This window comes from Mesorhizobium sp. M0292, from assembly GCF_040321695.1.
Classification (GTDB): domain Bacteria; phylum Pseudomonadota; class Alphaproteobacteria; order Rhizobiales; family Rhizobiaceae; genus Mesorhizobium.
The window spans coordinates 407109-422301 of sequence record NZ_JAMYSB010000001.1 but is presented as its reverse complement, the minus strand read 5'-3'; the positions used below and the strand labels follow the sequence as shown (position 1 = coordinate 422301).

Genomic DNA, 15193 nt, shown 5'->3' with positions numbered 1-15193 from the left:
GTCTAGTGTCCCTCCACTTCAAAAGCCGATTGGGGGCACCGATGCAGTGGCTGGATAATGTGGCGGGTCCCGGATATGCCGCAGCGCTGCTGTGGACGTTTGCTGCCCTTGTCCTGCTGGTCATCGTGCTCATCATCATCAGGCTGGTCCGCAACCTGACCTTCGGCACCTTCGTTGCCGGCGGCAGGAACCGCAAGACACGGCTGGCGGTCATGGACGCCACGGCGGTCGACAGCCACCGCCGGCTGGTGCTCATCCGTCGCGACGACATCGAACACCTGCTTTTGATCGGCGGCCCAACCGACGTTGTCGTCGAGCGCGATATCAGACTTGCGGCGCCACGCCGTCCGGCATTGACCGGCGATGGCGGTGTTGGCCAGCAGCAACAGGCGCCGGGTCCGCGCGCAGCACAACCCGCTCCCACCGCGCCCGCAAGGCAGGCGCCACCGCCGCAACCGGTAAGGGCTGCTCCAGCCGCCGTTCCGCCGCGCCAGGCCGCACCGGCGCCGAAACCGGCTCAAATCTACCAGGCGAGCAATGTGACACCGCTGCCGGCCTATGGCTCCGCCGCCAATACTGCCCGGCAGGCCCCGCCACCGAAGCATGAGTCCATCGACGATACGCTGATGCGGGAACTCGAGGTCTCGCTCGACGATTCGCACCCCAAACCGGCAAGCAAGCCGGCTGCGAAGGCACCGCAGTCTCTCGACGACGAGATGACCAAGCTGCTCGGCGAACTCGCCAGCCAGAAACGATAAAGCCCGGCGAACCGTCACATCTTGCCGATTCCCGATCGAACGCCGCTTAAGCGTGTCGCACAAATCCGTTCAGCGCGACGCGCTTTAACTTCGTGCGATTAAACCCTTCGCTAAAAACACAAATGGCCGGGAAACCCGGCCATTTCGATGAAACAGTCCTGCCTGACGGCAGCGGCTCAATCGTCGCGATAGACCTTCTCGCGGCGTTCGTGGCGCTCCTGCGCTTCGATCGACAAGGTCGCGATCGGACGCGCGTCGAGACGCTTCAGCGCGATCGGCTCGCCGGTTTCCTCGCAATAGCCGTATGTGCCTTCATCGATGCGCTGCAGCGCCGAATCGATCTTTGAAATGAGCTTGCGCTGGCGGTCGCGGGCCCGAAGCTCGATGGCGCGGTCGGTTTCCGAGGAAGCACGATCGGCGAGATCGGGATGGTTGGCGTTTTCCTGCTGCAGGATTTCGAGAGTTTCGCGCGCTTCGCGCAGTATGTCGGTCTTCCAGGTGACGAGCTTCAGGCGAAAGTAGGATTTCTGCCGTTCGTTCATGAACGGCTCGTCTTCGGAGGGTACGTAATTGGCTGTAACGATATCGTTCATTCGACTCACCCAACAACCCCAAATTTGGCGCCTATATATTCGTGCAGAGAAGGCTGCACAAGCGTAATCCGCGCGCGTTTCACGCAATTGTTAATGCCGTGCGGGCGATCCTCAGCAAAGCCTTCCACAGCAAGGGCGCGGGCGAATTCGCACATGATTCGCTGCGCTTGGGCGTCGCCGCCCATTGTGCCTCAGGCCTTTCTCGTGGCTAATCCAGTTGTGTCATTGGTGGGCAGCACACCATTGGGGGTCCGGTGAGCAGACTGTATCTGTTGAGGCATGCAAAGGCTGGCTGGGCCCTGCCCGGCGTGCGCGACTTCGATCGCCCGCTCGACGCATCCGGCATTGCCGATGCCGAAATGATGGGGACGGCGATGCGTGCCCGCAACTACATCCCCGATATCACGCTCTGCTCCAACGCCAAGCGGGCGCGCCAGACGCTGGAAGGCATCGCCGGCCACACCGATACCGGCCGGGTGCTGTTCTTCGACACGCTCTACAGCGAGGATGCCGCCGGCTACCTCGCCATCATCCGCAGCAATGGCGGCCCCGGCTCGCTGCTGGTCATCGGCCACAATCCGATGACGGAAGACCTTGCCATGGCGGTCTCGGGCGATGGCGACGAGGCCGCGCGGGCCATCATGAACCATGGTTTCCCGACCTCCGGCCTTGCGGTCGTGCGCTTCGACGGTACCCTCACCGACGCCGCGCAAGGTTCGGGCTATCTCGAAGCCTTCCTGACGCCCGCCGATCTCTGAGCGGAAACCGGCCAGGTCCAGGCGCCATTTCAAACTGGAGATGCAAAGCCTATATCGGGCGAACGGAAGCCTCGAGAGAACAGATTTTGGCATCATCGCTGACCACTTTCACCGACGAAGCGAGAATTGCCCTGGATACGCTGTCGGGGCGTGCGAGCGGGCTTTTTTCGCCGTCGCTTCGGCTGGGCGTTACCGGCCTTTCGCGCGCCGGCAAGACAGTGTTCATCTCCGCCCTTGTCCACAATCTCATCCATGGTGGGCGCCTGCCGCTGTTCGAGGCGCAGAAGTCGGGACGGATCGCTCGCGCCTTCCTCGAGGAACAGCCGGACGATGCCGTGCCGCGTTTTCAGTACGAGGACCATATCTCCGCCCTGGTCAACGACCGTGTCTGGCCGGACTCGACGCGCGCCATTTCGGAACTCAGGCTCACCATCGAATATGAGTCTGCCTCCGGTTGGAACCGGATGTTTTCCAGCGGCCGATTGTCGGTCGACATCGTCGACTACCCCGGCGAATGGCTGCTCGACCTGCCGCTGCTCGGCAAATCCTTCGCCGATTTTTCGCGCGAGGCGTTCGAGATGGCGATGCTGCCGGTGCGGGCCGACCTGTCGCAGGACTGGCGGGCGCTGTCGGCGAGGATCGAACCCAATGCCGAAGCCGACGAGATGACGGCGCGGCGCCTCGCCGAGAGTTTTGCCGCCTACCTCAAGGCCTGCAAGCTCGACGAGCGGGCGCTTTCGACCTTGCCGCCCGGCCGTTTCCTGATGCCTGGCGACCTCGAGGGATCGCCGGCGCTGACCTTCGCGCCCTTGCTGCTCAAGGGTGAGAAACGGCCGCGCTCCGGCTCGCTGCAAGCGATGATGGAGCGCCGCTACGAGGCCTACAAGACGCATGTGGTGAAACCGTTCTTCCGCGAACACATCACCCGCCTCGACCGCCAGATCGTGGTGATCGACGCCATGCAGGCGTTGAACGCCGGCCCCGGCGCGATGGCCGACCTGGAACGCGCGGTGACCGAAATCCTCTCCTGTTTCCGTCCTGGCCGAGGCAATTTCCTCACCGACCTGTTTTCACGCCGCATCGACCGCATCCTGGTTGCCGCGACCAAGGCCGACCATTTGCATCACGAAAGCCATGACCGGCTGCAGGCAATCGTGCGGCGGCTTGCCGACCGCGCCGTGGCGCGGGCAAATTTCACCGGCGCCGATGTCGATGTGGTCGCCATGGCGGCGGTGCGCGCGACGCGCGAAGGCACGGTCAAGCAAGGCCGCGACACCCTGCCGGTGATCATCGGCACGCCGCTGAAGGGCGAGAAGATCAACGGCGAAACCTTTGATGGTAAAGCCGAAACCGCCATATTTCCCGGGGACTTGCCGGAGAAAATTGATGCGGTTTTCGACGTTTCGGAAGCCGACCACCGGCAGAGCAGCGACGATCCGGCGATCCGTTTCGTGCGCTTTCGCCCGCCAAAGCTCGAACGCACCGCTGAAGGCGTCACGCTGTCGCTGCCGCATATCAGGCTCGACCGCGCCTTGCAGTTCCTGATCGGAGACCATCTGGCATGACCGCGCCCCGCAGACCGGCAGCTTTCCGCATCGAGCCGGAGGCCGAACCGAAGCAGGAAACGCGCAGCCCCCATGCCGAGCCGCCGCGCAAGCCGCGCACCGTCGTCGTGCCGGCCGAGATCGATGTCTTCGATGAGCCGGACATTGTCGCCGCCGAACCGCCGCCGGCGACCGCGCCGCGCAGGCGCTCGCTGTTTGCCAGCCTGTTTTTCGGCGCGGTCGGCGTGCTGGTTTCGCTCGCCGTCGGCCTGTGGACCGACCAGCTCATCCGCGACCTGTTCGAGCGCGCAGAGTGGCTGGGGTGGCTGGCAGCGGGAATGGCCGCAATTGCCGTGTTGGCCCTCGCAGTCGTGCTGGTGCGCGAATTCCTGGCTATCGCCCGGCTGGCCGAGGTCGAAAAACTGCAAAAGCGGGCGCTCGATGCCGTGGCCCGCGACGATCCGAAGGCTGCAAGGGCCGTCGTCGAAGAGCTTTCGGCCTTTGTCGCTGCGAAACCCGAAACCGCGGCCGGCAGGCGCTCCCTGGCCGAATTGCGCGGCGAGATCATCGATGGCGGCAATCTGGTGCGACTGGCCGAGACCGAAATTCTCGGGCCGCTCGATGCGAGAGCCAAGGTGATGATCCTCGAAGCAGCCAAACGCGTGTCGCTGGTCACCGCCGTCAGCCCCCGCGCACTCGTAGACGTTGCCTATGTCGTGTTCGAGGCCGGGCGCCTGATCCGCCGCTTGTCCGAACTCTACGGCGGCAGGCCGGGCACGCTGGGCTTTTTCCGGCTGGCGCGCAGCGTTCTTGCCCATCTGGCGGTGACCGGCTCGATCGCCGTCGGCGACAGCTTTGTCCAGCAGATCGTCGGCCATGGCCTTGCCGCACGGCTTTCGGCGAAACTCGGCGAAGGCGTGGTCAACGGCATGATGACGGCGCGTATCGGCATTGCTGCCATGGAGACGGCGCGGCCCCTGCCCTTCATTGCCGGCAGGCGGCCGGGTATGGGCGATTTCCTGTCGGCGCTGACCTCGTTTGCGGCCAGAAAAGAGAATGAAGCACCCGCCTCGACCAAGTGAACGCCCTCTCGCGGTCACCAAGCATTAACCAATCTTGTTCATGGTCGTCCAACAACAGCCTCCTTGTTGCCGGGTGTCGTCTATGAAAAGCGTAATCTTGTCCTGCGTCCTGCCCCTGGTCGCGCTTGCAGCACCTCTGGGCCCGACCGGGAAAGCCTTTGCAGCGGAGCCCGACAAGCAGTTCTTCCGCACCGTTGAAGGCAAATGGGTCGGCCCGGGCGAAATCATCGCCGGCAAATACAAGGGCACGAAGTTCACCTGCAGCTTCGACGGCTCGACGCCGGACAACAAGACCGGCATGACGCTCGATGGCGACTGCCGCGTCGGTGTCTTCACCCAGAAAATGTCGGCGACCGTCGAGCGCAAGGGCCGCGACTACAAGGGCAATTTCATGGGCGGCGCCGCGGGGTCGGGCCTGGACATCATCGGCGGCAACGTGGTCGATGCCCGCAAAGTCGTCTTCACCATCAACCGCAACCAGCTGCGCGGCGTCATGCAGGCCCGCATTCCCGACGACAATTCGATGACGGTGACCATCGCCGTGCGCGTCGACCAGCAGCTGGTGCCGGTCATCGGCATGAGCCTCAAGCGCGTCGACGCCGTCGAAGTCGGCTCCATCGCCAAAAACTGACTCTCAAGCGGTTCCCCGAAAAAAGCGCGGAACGGGGTTGCACTGCGCGTTAGCTGAGCTGTTCCGCTCAGCTCGATGTCGGGAAGGACACGCCACCTTGCGGCCAGGTTGGCGCTCCTCAAGCACGGGCCGCTCGGGCGGCACCTTTCTGCCGCGACCGGACATGTGGCGCGCAACCGACGATGTCAGCGTCTCCGATGGCCCAAGCCACAGCAAGGCCAACGTGTCATGGTCCTGTGCGTGCCGGCGGTCCTCCGTGTCAGCGCGATGCGCTTTAAGAACACCAGCAAAAAAGGCGGCGGCTACTCGAGCCACCGCCTTCCTCAATTTCCGAACGAAGAATCAGCCCTTGATGGCGGCCGTCAGATCGTCATAGGCCTTGCAGGCGTCGGCCGGCGTGGTGGCGCCCTGATATTTGGTCGTCACAGCCTGCACCTTGGCGGTCAGGTCGGCGGCCTTGGTCGGATCCTTGGTGATCGCTTCCTGCAGCGCGGCGGTCATTTCCTGCGCCTTCTTGGCCGCGATTTCCTGCGTGCATTCAGGCGCCTTCGAACAGGCCGATGCGGCAAGCATGGCGACACCCACGCCGACGAGCAAAAACTTCTTCATGTCAGTCATTCTCCTCACGAAGGCAGAACTTGATCGTCGCTGCCTTCCAACGGCCGAAGCCTGGCGTCCCATAGCCGCCGATTGCGGCAAAACGCAACGTGTGCGGCGCATAAACCTGTGCAGCGCTGCTGCAACGGCGCGGACGGCCTGATTGAGGCCGCCCGTGTCAGACGAAGCGAGGTTTCAGCCACGAGGCTGCAGCAGCGCCAGTGCGGCCGTCGCCGCGGCAAGGACGGCGGTTAGGGTCAAAGGTCCCGTAGCGCCATAGGTGTCCACGACATAGCCGCCGACAACCGCACCGACGGTGATGGCAACCTGGAAGGAAGTGACCATCAGGCTGCCTGCTGCTTCCAGCGCATCAGATGCCGCGCGAGACATATTGGTCGGCAGCACCACCGGCGCCATGCCGAAGGCGAAGCCCCACAGCGTAACAAAGCCGAAGGCAACGCCGGTTTGCGCGCCCCAAAGCACCAAAGCGAGTGCCGCAAACGCCATCAACGCGGCGGTAACTGCGAGGGCCATGTGGATGTTGGTGTCGGCCAGGCGGCCACCGGCAATATTGCCGATCACAGCGGCGATGCCGAACCCGAGCAGTGCCAGGGCAATCGGCCCGGTTGTGAGGAGCGTCACCTGTTCGAGGAACGGGCGCACATAGACCGAGCCGGCAAAATGCCCGGTCATCAGCAGAACAATGGCAAGCATGCCGAGTTGGATGCCACGCCGCCGTGTCAGCCGAAAGACGTCTGCAAGGCTGTTGCTTGCCGCCGCAGGCAAGGTCGGCAGGCTGAGAAGCTGCAGCAGCATGGCAAGCGCGGCCAGCCCCGCCGTCATGGCCATCGCGCTGCGCCATCCCAGCCAGTCACTGATCAACGCACCCATCGACGGCGCGGCAATGGTCGCGAGCGAGACGCCGAGGGTCACGATCGCCATGCCGCGACCTGTCGCATTGGCGCCGACCAGCCGCGCCACGACGGCAACGGAAAGTGCCCAGAAAGCGCTAAGAGCGATCCCCAACCCGGCCCGGCCCAGCAACAGCAGCCAGAAATTGGGCGCCAGCGCCGCAAGAATATTGGAACCGACCGCCAGGGCCATGAGGCCAACCAGCACCGCCTTGCGGTTCAATCGGCCGATGAGAACATTGCTCAACATGGCCGTCACGGCGCCAACGGAAGCGGTGGCGGTGACGACCTGTCCGGCAGTTCCCTCGCTGATGCCGAGATCGCGCGCCATCGGCGTCAACAGACCTGCCGGCAAGAACTCGGCTGACACCAGGGCAAAGCTGGTGGCCGCCAATGATAGGACCGCAAACCATGTGGCCGCGCTCCACGCGGCTGGTGCATCGGCATCAAGGCCGATTGCGGCGTCTTCAAGCTGTAATGTTGTGTCCGTCACGGAAAGATCTCCACAGTTGGAGATCTTAGATAGGCGAGTCCGCCCGGATGTTATGTACCTTAAAATCCGAAATTCATATCCATTCGTCCGGGAATTGTGCGACGCACAACGCCTGGCGAGACATTGGTGATGCGCTTGAACGCGCGGGCGAAGGACGCCTCGGAATCATAGCCCAAACGGGTAGCGACTTCGGCAACCGACAAGCCGTTTTGGCCCAGCAATTCGCGGGCAAGCTGCATTCGCAGGCGGGCGAGATAATGTGCGGCACCCTCCCCCAATACCGCGCTGAAGCGCTCGGCGAAAATCGAACGCGATTGGCCTGCCACGCCGGCGAGGCTTCCCAGCGTCCAGTTGTGGCCGGGGTCGCGGTGCATGGCCGCCAGAGCGCGGCCTATATGGGGGTCGCGGATGGCTGCGAGCCAACCGGTGGTCGATGCGCCGTTGCAATTGACCCAGCACCGGATGAGCCTGGCTGTCAGCAAATCCGCCATACGCGACAGGATGGTGGCGCTGCCCATCTGCGGTTGCGCGGCCTCCACCGTCATGGCCGCCAGCAAAGGGCCGACCATCGGGTCATTGCCGGCCACGTCGCAACCCTTGATGAGAGGCGGCATCAACGTGATCAACGGATTGAGCGCATAGGAGCCGAGAGACATGGAGCCGCAGAAAAGGGTGCTTGTCGCGCCCGTTCCCTGCCGTATCACTTCGCAAACGTTGCCGCCCAACTTGATCACCTGGCAGCCCTCGAGCGAATCGCCCACCACGTCCGGCGCACTCGCCAGCCGATGGGCGATGCCTTGCGGCAGCAGCACCAGATCGCCATCGCGCAACTCCTGCCAGCCTTGCGCTTCGGTGTGAATCCAGCATGGACCCTGGCCGACAAAGTGAAAACGAAGCAGTTGTTGTTGCGGAAAGTCTATGCTCCATGGGTGCCGGAGTTCGCAGCGGCCATAGTTGACGCCACTCAAGCGAAAGTCTTGCAGAACTTCGCTGAGCGCATCCATCGGGATATGTGGCAGCGGCGACGGCCGGGACGAATAATCAGGCATTTGTCAGATATAGATACCGGCCGTCCGACAGGCAAGCGCAGACTGTTGTTCCACCGGGGAATCGCTGCCACGGCACCCTACCCATCCTGGCAGGCTTCCCGCCCTTGCCTCCCGCTCCCGGTGCATGCAAGGAGTGCTGTCGGACACAGGGACAAGAGGCATGGCAGCGGAAGCATCGGGCAGCGATCTCATTCAGGTGGTGGCGCTGCTTGCCGCAGGCGTCGTCGCCGTTCCGATCTTCAAACGCATGGGGCTGGGCTCGATCCTAGGCTATCTCGCCGCGGGCGTGGTCATCGGCCCGTTCGGTATTGGCATTTTTTCCGAATCGGAAGCCATCCTGCATGTCGCCGAACTCGGCGTGGTCATGTTCCTGTTCATCATCGGGCTGGAGATGCAGCCGTCGCGGCTATGGGGCCTGCGCCGCGAGATTTTCGGCCTCGGCGCGCTGCAGGTCGGCGTCTGCGCCTTGCTGCTCACCGGTGTTGGTCTCGCCGGCGGCTTTCCGATCGCGCAATCCTTCGTTGCCGGCGCCGGCTTTGTCCTGACCTCGACGGCGATCGTCATGCAGCTTCTGGAAGAGCGTGGCGAGATGGCCAGCCCCAAGGGCCAGCGCATCGTGTCCATCCTGCTGCTCGAGGATCTGGCAATCGTGCCGCTTCTGGCGCTGGTCGCCTTCCTGGCGCCGGGCGGCAGCGAGATGACCCTGCAGCAAAGGCTGACCGAAATCGGCATCGGTCTTGGCGCCATCGTCGGGCTGGTGGTGGCCGGCCGCTATCTGCTCAACCCGTTCTTCCGCATCCTGGCCGACGCCAAGGCGCGCGAAGTCATGACGGCGGCAGCCCTTCTGGTCGTGCTGGGGTCGGCGCTGGTCATGCAGCTTTCCGGCCTCTCGATGGCGATGGGCGCCTTCCTCGCCGGCGTGCTGTTGTCGGAATCGACCTTCCGCCACCAGCTGGAGGCCGACGTCGAGCCATTCCGCGGCATCCTGCTTGGCCTTTTCTTCCTCGCCGTCGGCATGTCGCTCGACCTACATGTGGTGGCCGACAACTGGCGGCTGATCGCCGTCTATGTCGTCGCCTACATGGCGATGAATGCGCTCGGCATCTACCTCGTCGCCCGCTTGCTGAAGAGCGGTCATCGTGAAGCGCTGGAACGCGCCGTGATCATGGCGCAAGGCGGCGAATTCGCCTTCGTCCTCTATTCGGCCGCGGCGGCGGTTGGCATCATCGACAGCCGGGCCAACGCAACGCTGACCGCGATCATCATCATCTCCATGGTGCTGACGCCGCTGGCCATCATTGCGCTCAAATATGTGACGCCGCGCGACGAGCAGTCGCTTGAAGGCGTCGACATCGCCGACGGCCTTACCGGCAGTGTGCTGGTCATCGGCTTCGGCCGTTTCGGCCAGATCGCCAGCCAGCCGCTTTTGTTGCGCGGCATCGACGTGTCGATCATCGACAATGATGTCGAAATGATCCAGGCGGCCGCCGATTTCGGCTTCAAGGTCTACTATGGCGACGGCACGCGGCTCGACATTCTGCGCGCCGCAGGTGCAGGCCGCGCGCGCGCCGTGCTGATCTGCGTCGACAAGCCGGACGCCACGGTGCGCATGGCGGAACTGATCAAGGCGGAGTTCCCGTTGCTGACTGTCCTGGCGCGTGCCTTCGATCGCGGCACCGCCCTGTCGCTCATCCGCGCCGGGGTCGACTTCCAGCTGCGCGAGACCTTCGAATCGGCCCTCGTCTTCGGCGGTTCCGCGCTCGAGGTTTTGGGCGTCGAGCCGGAAGATGTCGCCGATGTCATCGAGGATGTGCGACGGCGCGACAATGCCCGACTGGAGACGCAGCTGGCCGAAGGCGTCCGCGCCGGGCAACGTTTCCTCAGGGGCAATACCGGCACGCCGATCCCGACGCCGCTGACGCAACCGCGCCGGCCCGGCCAGGCGCTGAACGAAGAGACGGCCGGCGTGCTGCACAAGCCCGAGCCCGCCGATCAGGGGGAAAGCTGATGACCGCATCGGATGAGCGCGCGCTCGCCGTCACCAAATTCTGGCGCGAGGCCGGCGAAGACGCGTGGTTCGAGAAGAACGACGTCTTCGACGCGGATTTCCGCAGCAGGTTTCTCGACCTGCACTTTGCCGCCGCGCGGCGCGAGTGCGACGCATGGTCGGAGCATGCCGCGGGTTCGCTAGCGCTGATGATCCTGCTCGACCAGTTTCCGCGCAACTGCTTTCGCGGCTCAGGCCATATGTACGCCACCGATCCGCTGGCGCGGTATTTTGCCGCCAAGGCGATCGCTGCCGGCCACGACCTTGCGCTGGAAGAAAACCTGCGCGTCTTCCTGTACCTGCCCTACGAACATTCGGAAATGCCCGCCGACCAGGACAGATCGGTCGAGCTCACCACCGCCAGGGCGCCGGAGTATGTGAAATACGCCATCGAGCATCGCGACATCATCGAGCGTTTCGGCCGCTTTCCGCACAGGAACAAGATGCTTGGCCGCGAGACATCGGCGGACGAACAGGCATTTCTCGATGGCGGCGGCTTCTCCGGTTAACCCAGCCACCAATCGCGGCCGGAAGCCAGCCGCTCTATGCCTGATGTATCGACGGCGCTGAGCCGCTCGGTCACGCTCCTGCCGCCCACCGCCAGATCCGGCGCGATCTCTGCCAAGGGCGCCAGAACGAAGGCGCGCTCCAGCATCCGGGGATGGGGCACTTCCAGACCGGTCTCGTGGATGATGCGGTCGCCGAACACCAATATGTCGATGTCGATCAGGCGCGGACCCCAGCGCTCCTCGCGCACCCGCTTCAGCTTGCGCTCGGCCTCGAGGCAGAGGTCGAGCAGCGCCCTTGGCGCCAGCACAGTCGAGATTTCGGCAGCGGCGTTGAGGAAATCCGGCTGGTCGAGCTTGCCCCAGGGCTGCGTGCGATAGAGCGAGGAGACGGCGACCACGCGCGTATTCTCGTCGGCATCAAGCAGGCGCAGCGCCGTGGCCATCGAGGCCGAGGGATCGCCGAGATTGCCGCCAAGGCTGAGATAGACCGTGTTATTGTTATTCGGGCCAGACAACGGTCACCTCGACGTAATCGAGCACGCCGGGCACCGGTGCGTTGGGCTTGCGCACGGTGATCTCGGCCTTCCTGATCTGCGGAAACCGTGAAGTCAGCGCCTTCGCTACTTCGAGCGCCAGCGCCTCGATCAGGAAACGGCGATGTCCAGTGACGATCTTTTCAATCACCGTGAAGGCGATGCCGTAATTGACGGTGTCCTCGATGGAATCATCCTCCAGCGGGCGGCTGGGCTCGACCGTCAACTCGGCATCGACATAAAAACGTTGGCCAAGCGCCTCTTCCTCATCCAGCACGCCGTGCCGGGCAAAGAAGGCGCAGTTCTTCATGCGGATGACGTACATTTCTTAATGTCCTGGCATTTCTTAGTGTCCTGGGCTCAGCGCCCTAGCTTTTCACGCGCCAGCATAGCATCGGCGACCGCCAGTGCGTCCACGTTGATTGCGACATCGTGAACGCGAAACAGATCGGCGCCCTTCAGCCTCAGGATGACACTGGTGGCTGCCGTCCCGGCGGCGCGCGCGGCAGCCTCGCGGCCGGTGACGGTGCCGATGAAGCGTTTTCTGGAGGTGCCGGCCATCAGCGGGAAGCCGAGCGCCCTGAGTTCGGAAAACCGCGCCATCAGGTCGAGGTTTTCCTCAGCCGTCTCCTTGGCGAAGCCGAAGCCGGCATCGAGTACGATATGATCGTCCGTAACGCCGCTGCGCCTGGCGATTTCCAGCGAAGCCTTGAGGAACAAAAACTGGTCGGCGATGACGTCGGGGAGTTTTTGCCGCCCGCGCCCGGTATGCATGATGACCAGTCCGGCGCCGGTCTCGGCGGCGACGCGGGCGATGCCGGGTTCACGCTGCAAGCCCCAGACATCGTTGACGATATGCGCACCGGCGGCGACGGCGGGGCGCGCGGTTTCCTCGCGATAGGTGTCGACCGATATCAGGGCTTCGCCTGAACCGGCGAGTGCTGCGATCACCGGCAGGATGCGGCCCTGCTCTTCTTCAGCAGTTACGGGCGATGCGCCGGGGCGTGTGGATTCCCCGCCGATGTCGATGACGGCAGCGCCCTCTTGCGCCATACGGCGCGCCTGAGCCACCGCCTGATCGGGCGTGATGAACAGTCCGCCATCCGAAAAACTGTCCGGCGTGACGTTGAGAATGCCGACCACAATAGCTTTCTCGCCAAGTTCAAGATGGCGCCCATGCGCCAGTTCCCATCGCCTTGTCGTCATTGTCCTTCAACCATGTGTCTCATTGGCATGTGGCTCATCGGGCGCTTGCAATCCATCACCGATGCGTGATCGGTGGAAGATCAATTCCGTTGCGCCGGCAACGGCCGTAAAGCAAGGTGCGTGAAGAGGCAACATGATGAAACGACCCCTGCTCTGCGCCCTGATGCTGGCTTTGACCGTCCTGCCGGCGAATGCTGCCAATCTGGTGAAGACCTACAGCTATTTTGCCATCGGCGGCAGCACGCTCGATGACATCGAGACGCAATTGTCGAAGCATGGACCCGAGGTGAAAAGCACCGGGATGCGGCATCCAGGCGCCACCCTGATGGCGTTCACCACCCGCATCAGCTACGCGCAAACCGCAGACACCTGCCGCATCGCCAAGGCCGCCGTTACCGTCAAGGTCAAGGTCATCCTTCCGGAGTGGCGCAGGCCGCGCAAGGCCGATCCCGATGTCAGGCTGTTCTGGGACACCCTGTCGGCCGACATCAAGCGCCATGAGGAGCGTCATGTCGAGATCGCCAAGAACCACGGCCGTCTGCTCGAAGACGCGCTGAACGCGAGCTTTGCGCAAAAGACCTGCGCCGGGGCAAAGGCGAAGGCGGCGCAGATCACCGCGGCCGAACTCGCCAGGCATGACCAGGACCAATTGCGCTTCGACCGCGTGGAAGGCGTGAATTTCGAAAGCCGCATCCTGCGGCTGCTGCGCTACCGCATGCAGCGCGTCGAGAACGGCCAGCTTCCGCCCGGCTGAAACACGGCGATACCAAGCCAATTCTGCCGAAACATGAGGCCAGCCCCAGAAAATTTTCGGGCATAGGTCGAAATCGGCCTATACGGGACGACATATGTCAGGCTCGCAAGATATGTCAGGCTGGCAAGGCGCGAGCTTCGAAACACCAGATCAAGACCAATTGAGGCGGCGCGTAGCGGAGCGGCCATTTGGCGCCGCGCAATCGCTCTCAAACTTTATGGATGAAATGATATGGACCAAGCTGTCGACAAGCCGGCTAGGCTGCCTCCCGCCGCACCGCTGACGGAAAGCGAGAAGAACGTCATCATCGCCGGCATCCTTTTGTCGATGCTGTTGGCGGCGCTCGACCAGACAATCGTCGCGCCGGCCATGCCGACCATCGGGCGTTCGCTCGGCCATGCCGACTACCTGCCGTGGATCGTGACCGGCTATCTCCTGACGGCGACGGCCATGGCGCCGCTCTACGGCAAGATTTCCGACGTCTATGGCCGCCGGCCGACCGTCTATGCGGCGATCCTGATCTTCCTTCTGGGATCGCTGGTCAGCGCCATGGCCCCCAACATGTTCGTGTTGGTTGTCGGCCGGGCGATCCAGGGTGCGGGCGGCGGCGGCCTGTTCGCCCTGGCGCAGATCGTCATCGGCGACCTCGTGCCGCCGCGTGAACGCGCGCGTTATGCCGCCTGGATTTCGGGCACCTGGGCTGTCGCCAGCATCGCCGGGCCTTTGCTCGGCGGCGGATTTGCCGAACATCTGCATTGGTCGCTGATCTTCTGGATCAATATCCCGCTCGGCATCTTGGCCATGGCCATCATCAACAAGCCGCTGCGCAAACTGCCGGTCGCCGCAAAGCGGCATCGCATCGACGCGCCGGGCGCGCTGCTTCTGGTGGTGGCGACGGCATTGCTGCTTTTGGCCCTCAACTGGGGCGGCAGCGCCTATCCATGGGTCTCCCGCGAGATCGTCGGCCTGCTCGCCTGTTCGGCGGTCTTCTGGGGTGCGTTCGCGCTCAGGCTGATGCGTGCGGCCGAGCCGCTGATTTCGCTTGAAGTGCTGAGCAATCCGATCGTGCTTGCCGGCACGGCGTCGATGTTCCTGCTGCAGGCCGCCAATATCGGCCTGTCGGTGTACCTGCCGGTCTATCTGCAGTCGATCATCGGCCTGTCGGTCAGCCAGTCGGGCCTTGCCATGCTCGGCCTGCTGCTCGGAACGGTCGCCGGCGCGACCTTCAGCGGCCGCACGATACCGCGCTTCTTCCACTACAAGCGTATCGCCATGGTCGGCGTTCTCTTCGCCATTATCTGTCTTGGCGTGCTCAGCCTGGTCGCCGGCCGCGCCTCGCTGCTGGTGGTCGAGCTCTTGACCATCTGCATCGGCCTTGGAAGCGGCACCACCTTCCCGGTCGCCACCGTATCGGTGCAGAACGCCGTCGACCGCGCGCATCTCGGCGTTGCCACCGGCGTGCTGACCTTCCTGCGTTCGCTGGGCAGCGCGCTCGGCGTCGCCATGCTCGGCGCGGTCGCGCTCGGCTATGGCCTGCCGCTTGCCGGCGAAGGCGCGCCGGCTGCCGGACAGATCGTCTCGGCGACGCCCTTCATGATGATCTTCCTTGCCGCGGCCGTCACGCTCGTGCTGGCGCTGATGACGCTGGCGCTGATGCCGGAGAAGTCACTGCGCGGCCGCGACGACGCCGAGGCGCCAGTCGTTCTGGTGGAGTGATTCGGAAAGCCC

17 protein-coding genes are annotated in these 15193 nt (G+C 63.9%); 9 read left to right on the top strand and 8 right to left on the bottom strand.

Going from position 1 to position 15193, the window contains the following annotated elements; all coding sequences use genetic code 11:
• Nucleotides 1-41 precede the first annotated feature (41 nt).
• Nucleotides 42-758, top strand: coding sequence for a flagellar biosynthetic protein FliO (locus NKI96_RS02120; RefSeq protein ID WP_023688650.1), 717 nt, complete (start codon nt 42-44; stop codon nt 756-758).
• A 176-nt stretch (nt 759-934) separates the two neighbouring features.
• On the opposite strand, the gene dksA is transcribed toward NKI96_RS02120, so the two are convergent.
• Together dksA and NKI96_RS02110 are read right to left on the bottom strand one after the other, a co-directional pair.
• Nucleotides 935-1351, bottom strand: a complete 417-nt coding sequence (gene dksA, locus NKI96_RS02115; protein WP_023673491.1) for an RNA polymerase-binding protein DksA — start codon at nt 1349-1351, stop codon at nt 935-937.
• 5 nt (nt 1352-1356) lie between these two features.
• A complete protein-coding gene (locus tag NKI96_RS02110; protein WP_352802740.1) occupies nt 1357-1536 on the bottom strand; it encodes a hypothetical protein in 180 nt (59 codons plus the stop codon).
• 69 nt (nt 1537-1605) lie between these two features.
• Between NKI96_RS02110 and NKI96_RS02105 the strand changes: the two genes are divergently transcribed.
• The 4 genes from NKI96_RS02105 to NKI96_RS02090 all read left to right on the top strand — a co-directional run bounded on the left by NKI96_RS02105 (nt 1606) and on the right by NKI96_RS02090 (nt 5366).
• On the top strand, nt 1606-2109 hold the full coding sequence (locus tag NKI96_RS02105; RefSeq protein ID WP_023696494.1) for a SixA phosphatase family protein: 504 nt from the start codon (nt 1606-1608) through the stop codon (nt 2107-2109).
• Nucleotides 2110-2195: 86 nt separating this feature from the next.
• Entirely contained in the window at nt 2196-3674 is a 1479-nt protein-coding gene (locus NKI96_RS02100) for a YcjX family GTP-binding protein (RefSeq protein ID WP_023673493.1), read from the top strand.
• A complete protein-coding gene (locus NKI96_RS02095) occupies nt 3671-4735 on the top strand; it encodes a YcjF family protein (RefSeq protein WP_023693368.1) in 1065 nt (354 codons plus the stop codon). Before NKI96_RS02100 ends, NKI96_RS02095 begins: the two co-directional genes overlap by 4 nt.
• Before the next feature lie 82 nt (nt 4736-4817).
• Nucleotides 4818-5366 (top strand): hypothetical protein, encoded by a 549-nt coding sequence (locus tag NKI96_RS02090; protein ID WP_023673495.1) that lies wholly within the window; start codon nt 4818-4820, stop codon nt 5364-5366.
• A 342-nt stretch (nt 5367-5708) separates the two neighbouring features.
• On the opposite strand, the gene NKI96_RS02085 is transcribed toward NKI96_RS02090, so the two are convergent.
• From NKI96_RS02085 to NKI96_RS02075, 3 genes are all read right to left on the bottom strand, one after another.
• Nucleotides 5709-5975, bottom strand: coding sequence for a hypothetical protein (locus NKI96_RS02085; protein ID WP_023685989.1), 267 nt, complete (start codon nt 5973-5975; stop codon nt 5709-5711).
• 183 nt (nt 5976-6158) lie between these two features.
• Nucleotides 6159-7367: an MFS transporter gene (locus NKI96_RS02080; protein ID WP_023715852.1), complete on the bottom strand. Its 1209-nt coding sequence runs from the start codon at nt 7365-7367 to the stop codon at nt 6159-6161.
• A 59-nt stretch (nt 7368-7426) separates the two neighbouring features.
• Entirely contained in the window at nt 7427-8416 is a 990-nt protein-coding gene (locus tag NKI96_RS02075) for an AraC family transcriptional regulator (protein ID WP_023673498.1), read from the bottom strand.
• Between the two features lie 160 nt (nt 8417-8576).
• Here NKI96_RS02075 and NKI96_RS02070 point away from each other — a divergent pair, with 160 nt between their 5' ends.
• Both NKI96_RS02070 and NKI96_RS02065 read left to right on the top strand, forming a co-directional pair.
• Nucleotides 8577-10424 carry a monovalent cation:proton antiporter-2 (CPA2) family protein gene (locus tag NKI96_RS02070; protein ID WP_352802737.1) on the top strand — a complete coding sequence of 616 codons (1848 nt, stop codon included), beginning with the start codon at nt 8577-8579 and terminating at the stop codon, nt 10422-10424.
• Nucleotides 10424-10972 carry a DUF924 family protein gene (locus NKI96_RS02065; RefSeq protein ID WP_352802735.1) on the top strand — a complete coding sequence of 183 codons (549 nt, stop codon included), beginning with the start codon at nt 10424-10426 and terminating at the stop codon, nt 10970-10972. The genes NKI96_RS02070 and NKI96_RS02065 overlap by 1 nt, the downstream gene beginning before the upstream one ends.
• Here NKI96_RS02065 and folK read toward each other — a convergent pair.
• From folK to folP, 3 genes are read right to left on the bottom strand one after another with little or no spacing between them, the layout of a single operon-like run.
• Nucleotides 10969-11487, bottom strand: a complete 519-nt coding sequence (folK, locus tag NKI96_RS02060; protein WP_352802732.1) for a 2-amino-4-hydroxy-6-hydroxymethyldihydropteridine diphosphokinase — start codon at nt 11485-11487, stop codon at nt 10969-10971. The two genes, NKI96_RS02065 and folK, sit on opposite strands and share 4 nt — an antisense overlap.
• Nucleotides 11471-11830, bottom strand: coding sequence for a dihydroneopterin aldolase (gene folB, locus NKI96_RS02055; RefSeq protein WP_023673502.1), 360 nt, complete (start codon nt 11828-11830; stop codon nt 11471-11473). Before folB ends, folK begins: the two co-directional genes overlap by 17 nt.
• Nucleotides 11831-11865: 35 nt before the next feature.
• Entirely contained in the window at nt 11866-12711 is an 846-nt protein-coding gene (gene folP / locus NKI96_RS02050; RefSeq protein ID WP_352802730.1) for a dihydropteroate synthase, read from the bottom strand.
• A 133-nt stretch (nt 12712-12844) separates the two neighbouring features.
• On the opposite strand from folP, the gene NKI96_RS02045 reads away from it, so the two are divergent.
• Complete coding sequence (locus tag NKI96_RS02045) at nt 12845-13465, top strand: DUF922 domain-containing Zn-dependent protease (RefSeq protein WP_352802727.1); 621 nt, start codon at nt 12845-12847, stop codon at nt 13463-13465.
• A 231-nt stretch (nt 13466-13696) separates the two neighbouring features.
• Nucleotides 13697-15181 carry an MDR family MFS transporter gene (locus NKI96_RS02040; RefSeq protein ID WP_023685984.1) on the top strand — a complete coding sequence of 495 codons (1485 nt, stop codon included), beginning with the start codon at nt 13697-13699 and terminating at the stop codon, nt 15179-15181.
• Nucleotides 15182-15193: the final 12 nt, after the last annotated feature.

What these genes read in the sequence shown, in the direction of transcription:
- NKI96_RS02095 (WP_023693368.1), top strand. Translation starts at nt 3,671, where the DNA reads ATGACCGCGCCCCGCAGACCGGCAGCTTTCCGCATCGAGCCGGAGGCC.
- NKI96_RS02070 (WP_352802737.1), top strand. Translation starts at nt 8,577, where the DNA reads ATGGCAGCGGAAGCATCGGGCAGCGATCTCATTCAGGTGGTGGCGCTG.
- NKI96_RS02085 (WP_023685989.1), bottom strand. Translation starts at nt 5,975, where the DNA reads ATGAAGAAGTTTTTGCTCGTCGGCGTGGGTGTCGCCATGCTTGCCGCA.
- NKI96_RS02075 (WP_023673498.1), bottom strand. Translation starts at nt 8,416, where the DNA reads ATGCCTGATTATTCGTCCCGGCCGTCGCCGCTGCCACATATCCCGATG.
- NKI96_RS02090 (WP_023673495.1), top strand. Translation starts at nt 4,818, where the DNA reads ATGAAAAGCGTAATCTTGTCCTGCGTCCTGCCCCTGGTCGCGCTTGCA.
- NKI96_RS02065 (WP_352802735.1), top strand. Translation starts at nt 10,424, where the DNA reads ATGACCGCATCGGATGAGCGCGCGCTCGCCGTCACCAAATTCTGGCGC.
- folB (WP_023673502.1), bottom strand. Translation starts at nt 11,830, where the DNA reads ATGTACGTCATCCGCATGAAGAACTGCGCCTTCTTTGCCCGGCACGGC.
- NKI96_RS02045 (WP_352802727.1), top strand. Translation starts at nt 12,845, where the DNA reads ATGATGAAACGACCCCTGCTCTGCGCCCTGATGCTGGCTTTGACCGTC.
- NKI96_RS02110 (WP_352802740.1), bottom strand. Translation starts at nt 1,536, where the DNA reads ATGGGCGGCGACGCCCAAGCGCAGCGAATCATGTGCGAATTCGCCCGC.
- NKI96_RS02040 (WP_023685984.1), top strand. Translation starts at nt 13,697, where the DNA reads ATGGACCAAGCTGTCGACAAGCCGGCTAGGCTGCCTCCCGCCGCACCG.
- dksA (WP_023673491.1), bottom strand. Translation starts at nt 1,351, where the DNA reads ATGAACGATATCGTTACAGCCAATTACGTACCCTCCGAAGACGAGCCG.
- folP (WP_352802730.1), bottom strand. Translation starts at nt 12,711, where the DNA reads ATGACGACAAGGCGATGGGAACTGGCGCATGGGCGCCATCTTGAACTT.
- NKI96_RS02120 (WP_023688650.1), top strand. Translation starts at nt 42, where the DNA reads ATGCAGTGGCTGGATAATGTGGCGGGTCCCGGATATGCCGCAGCGCTG.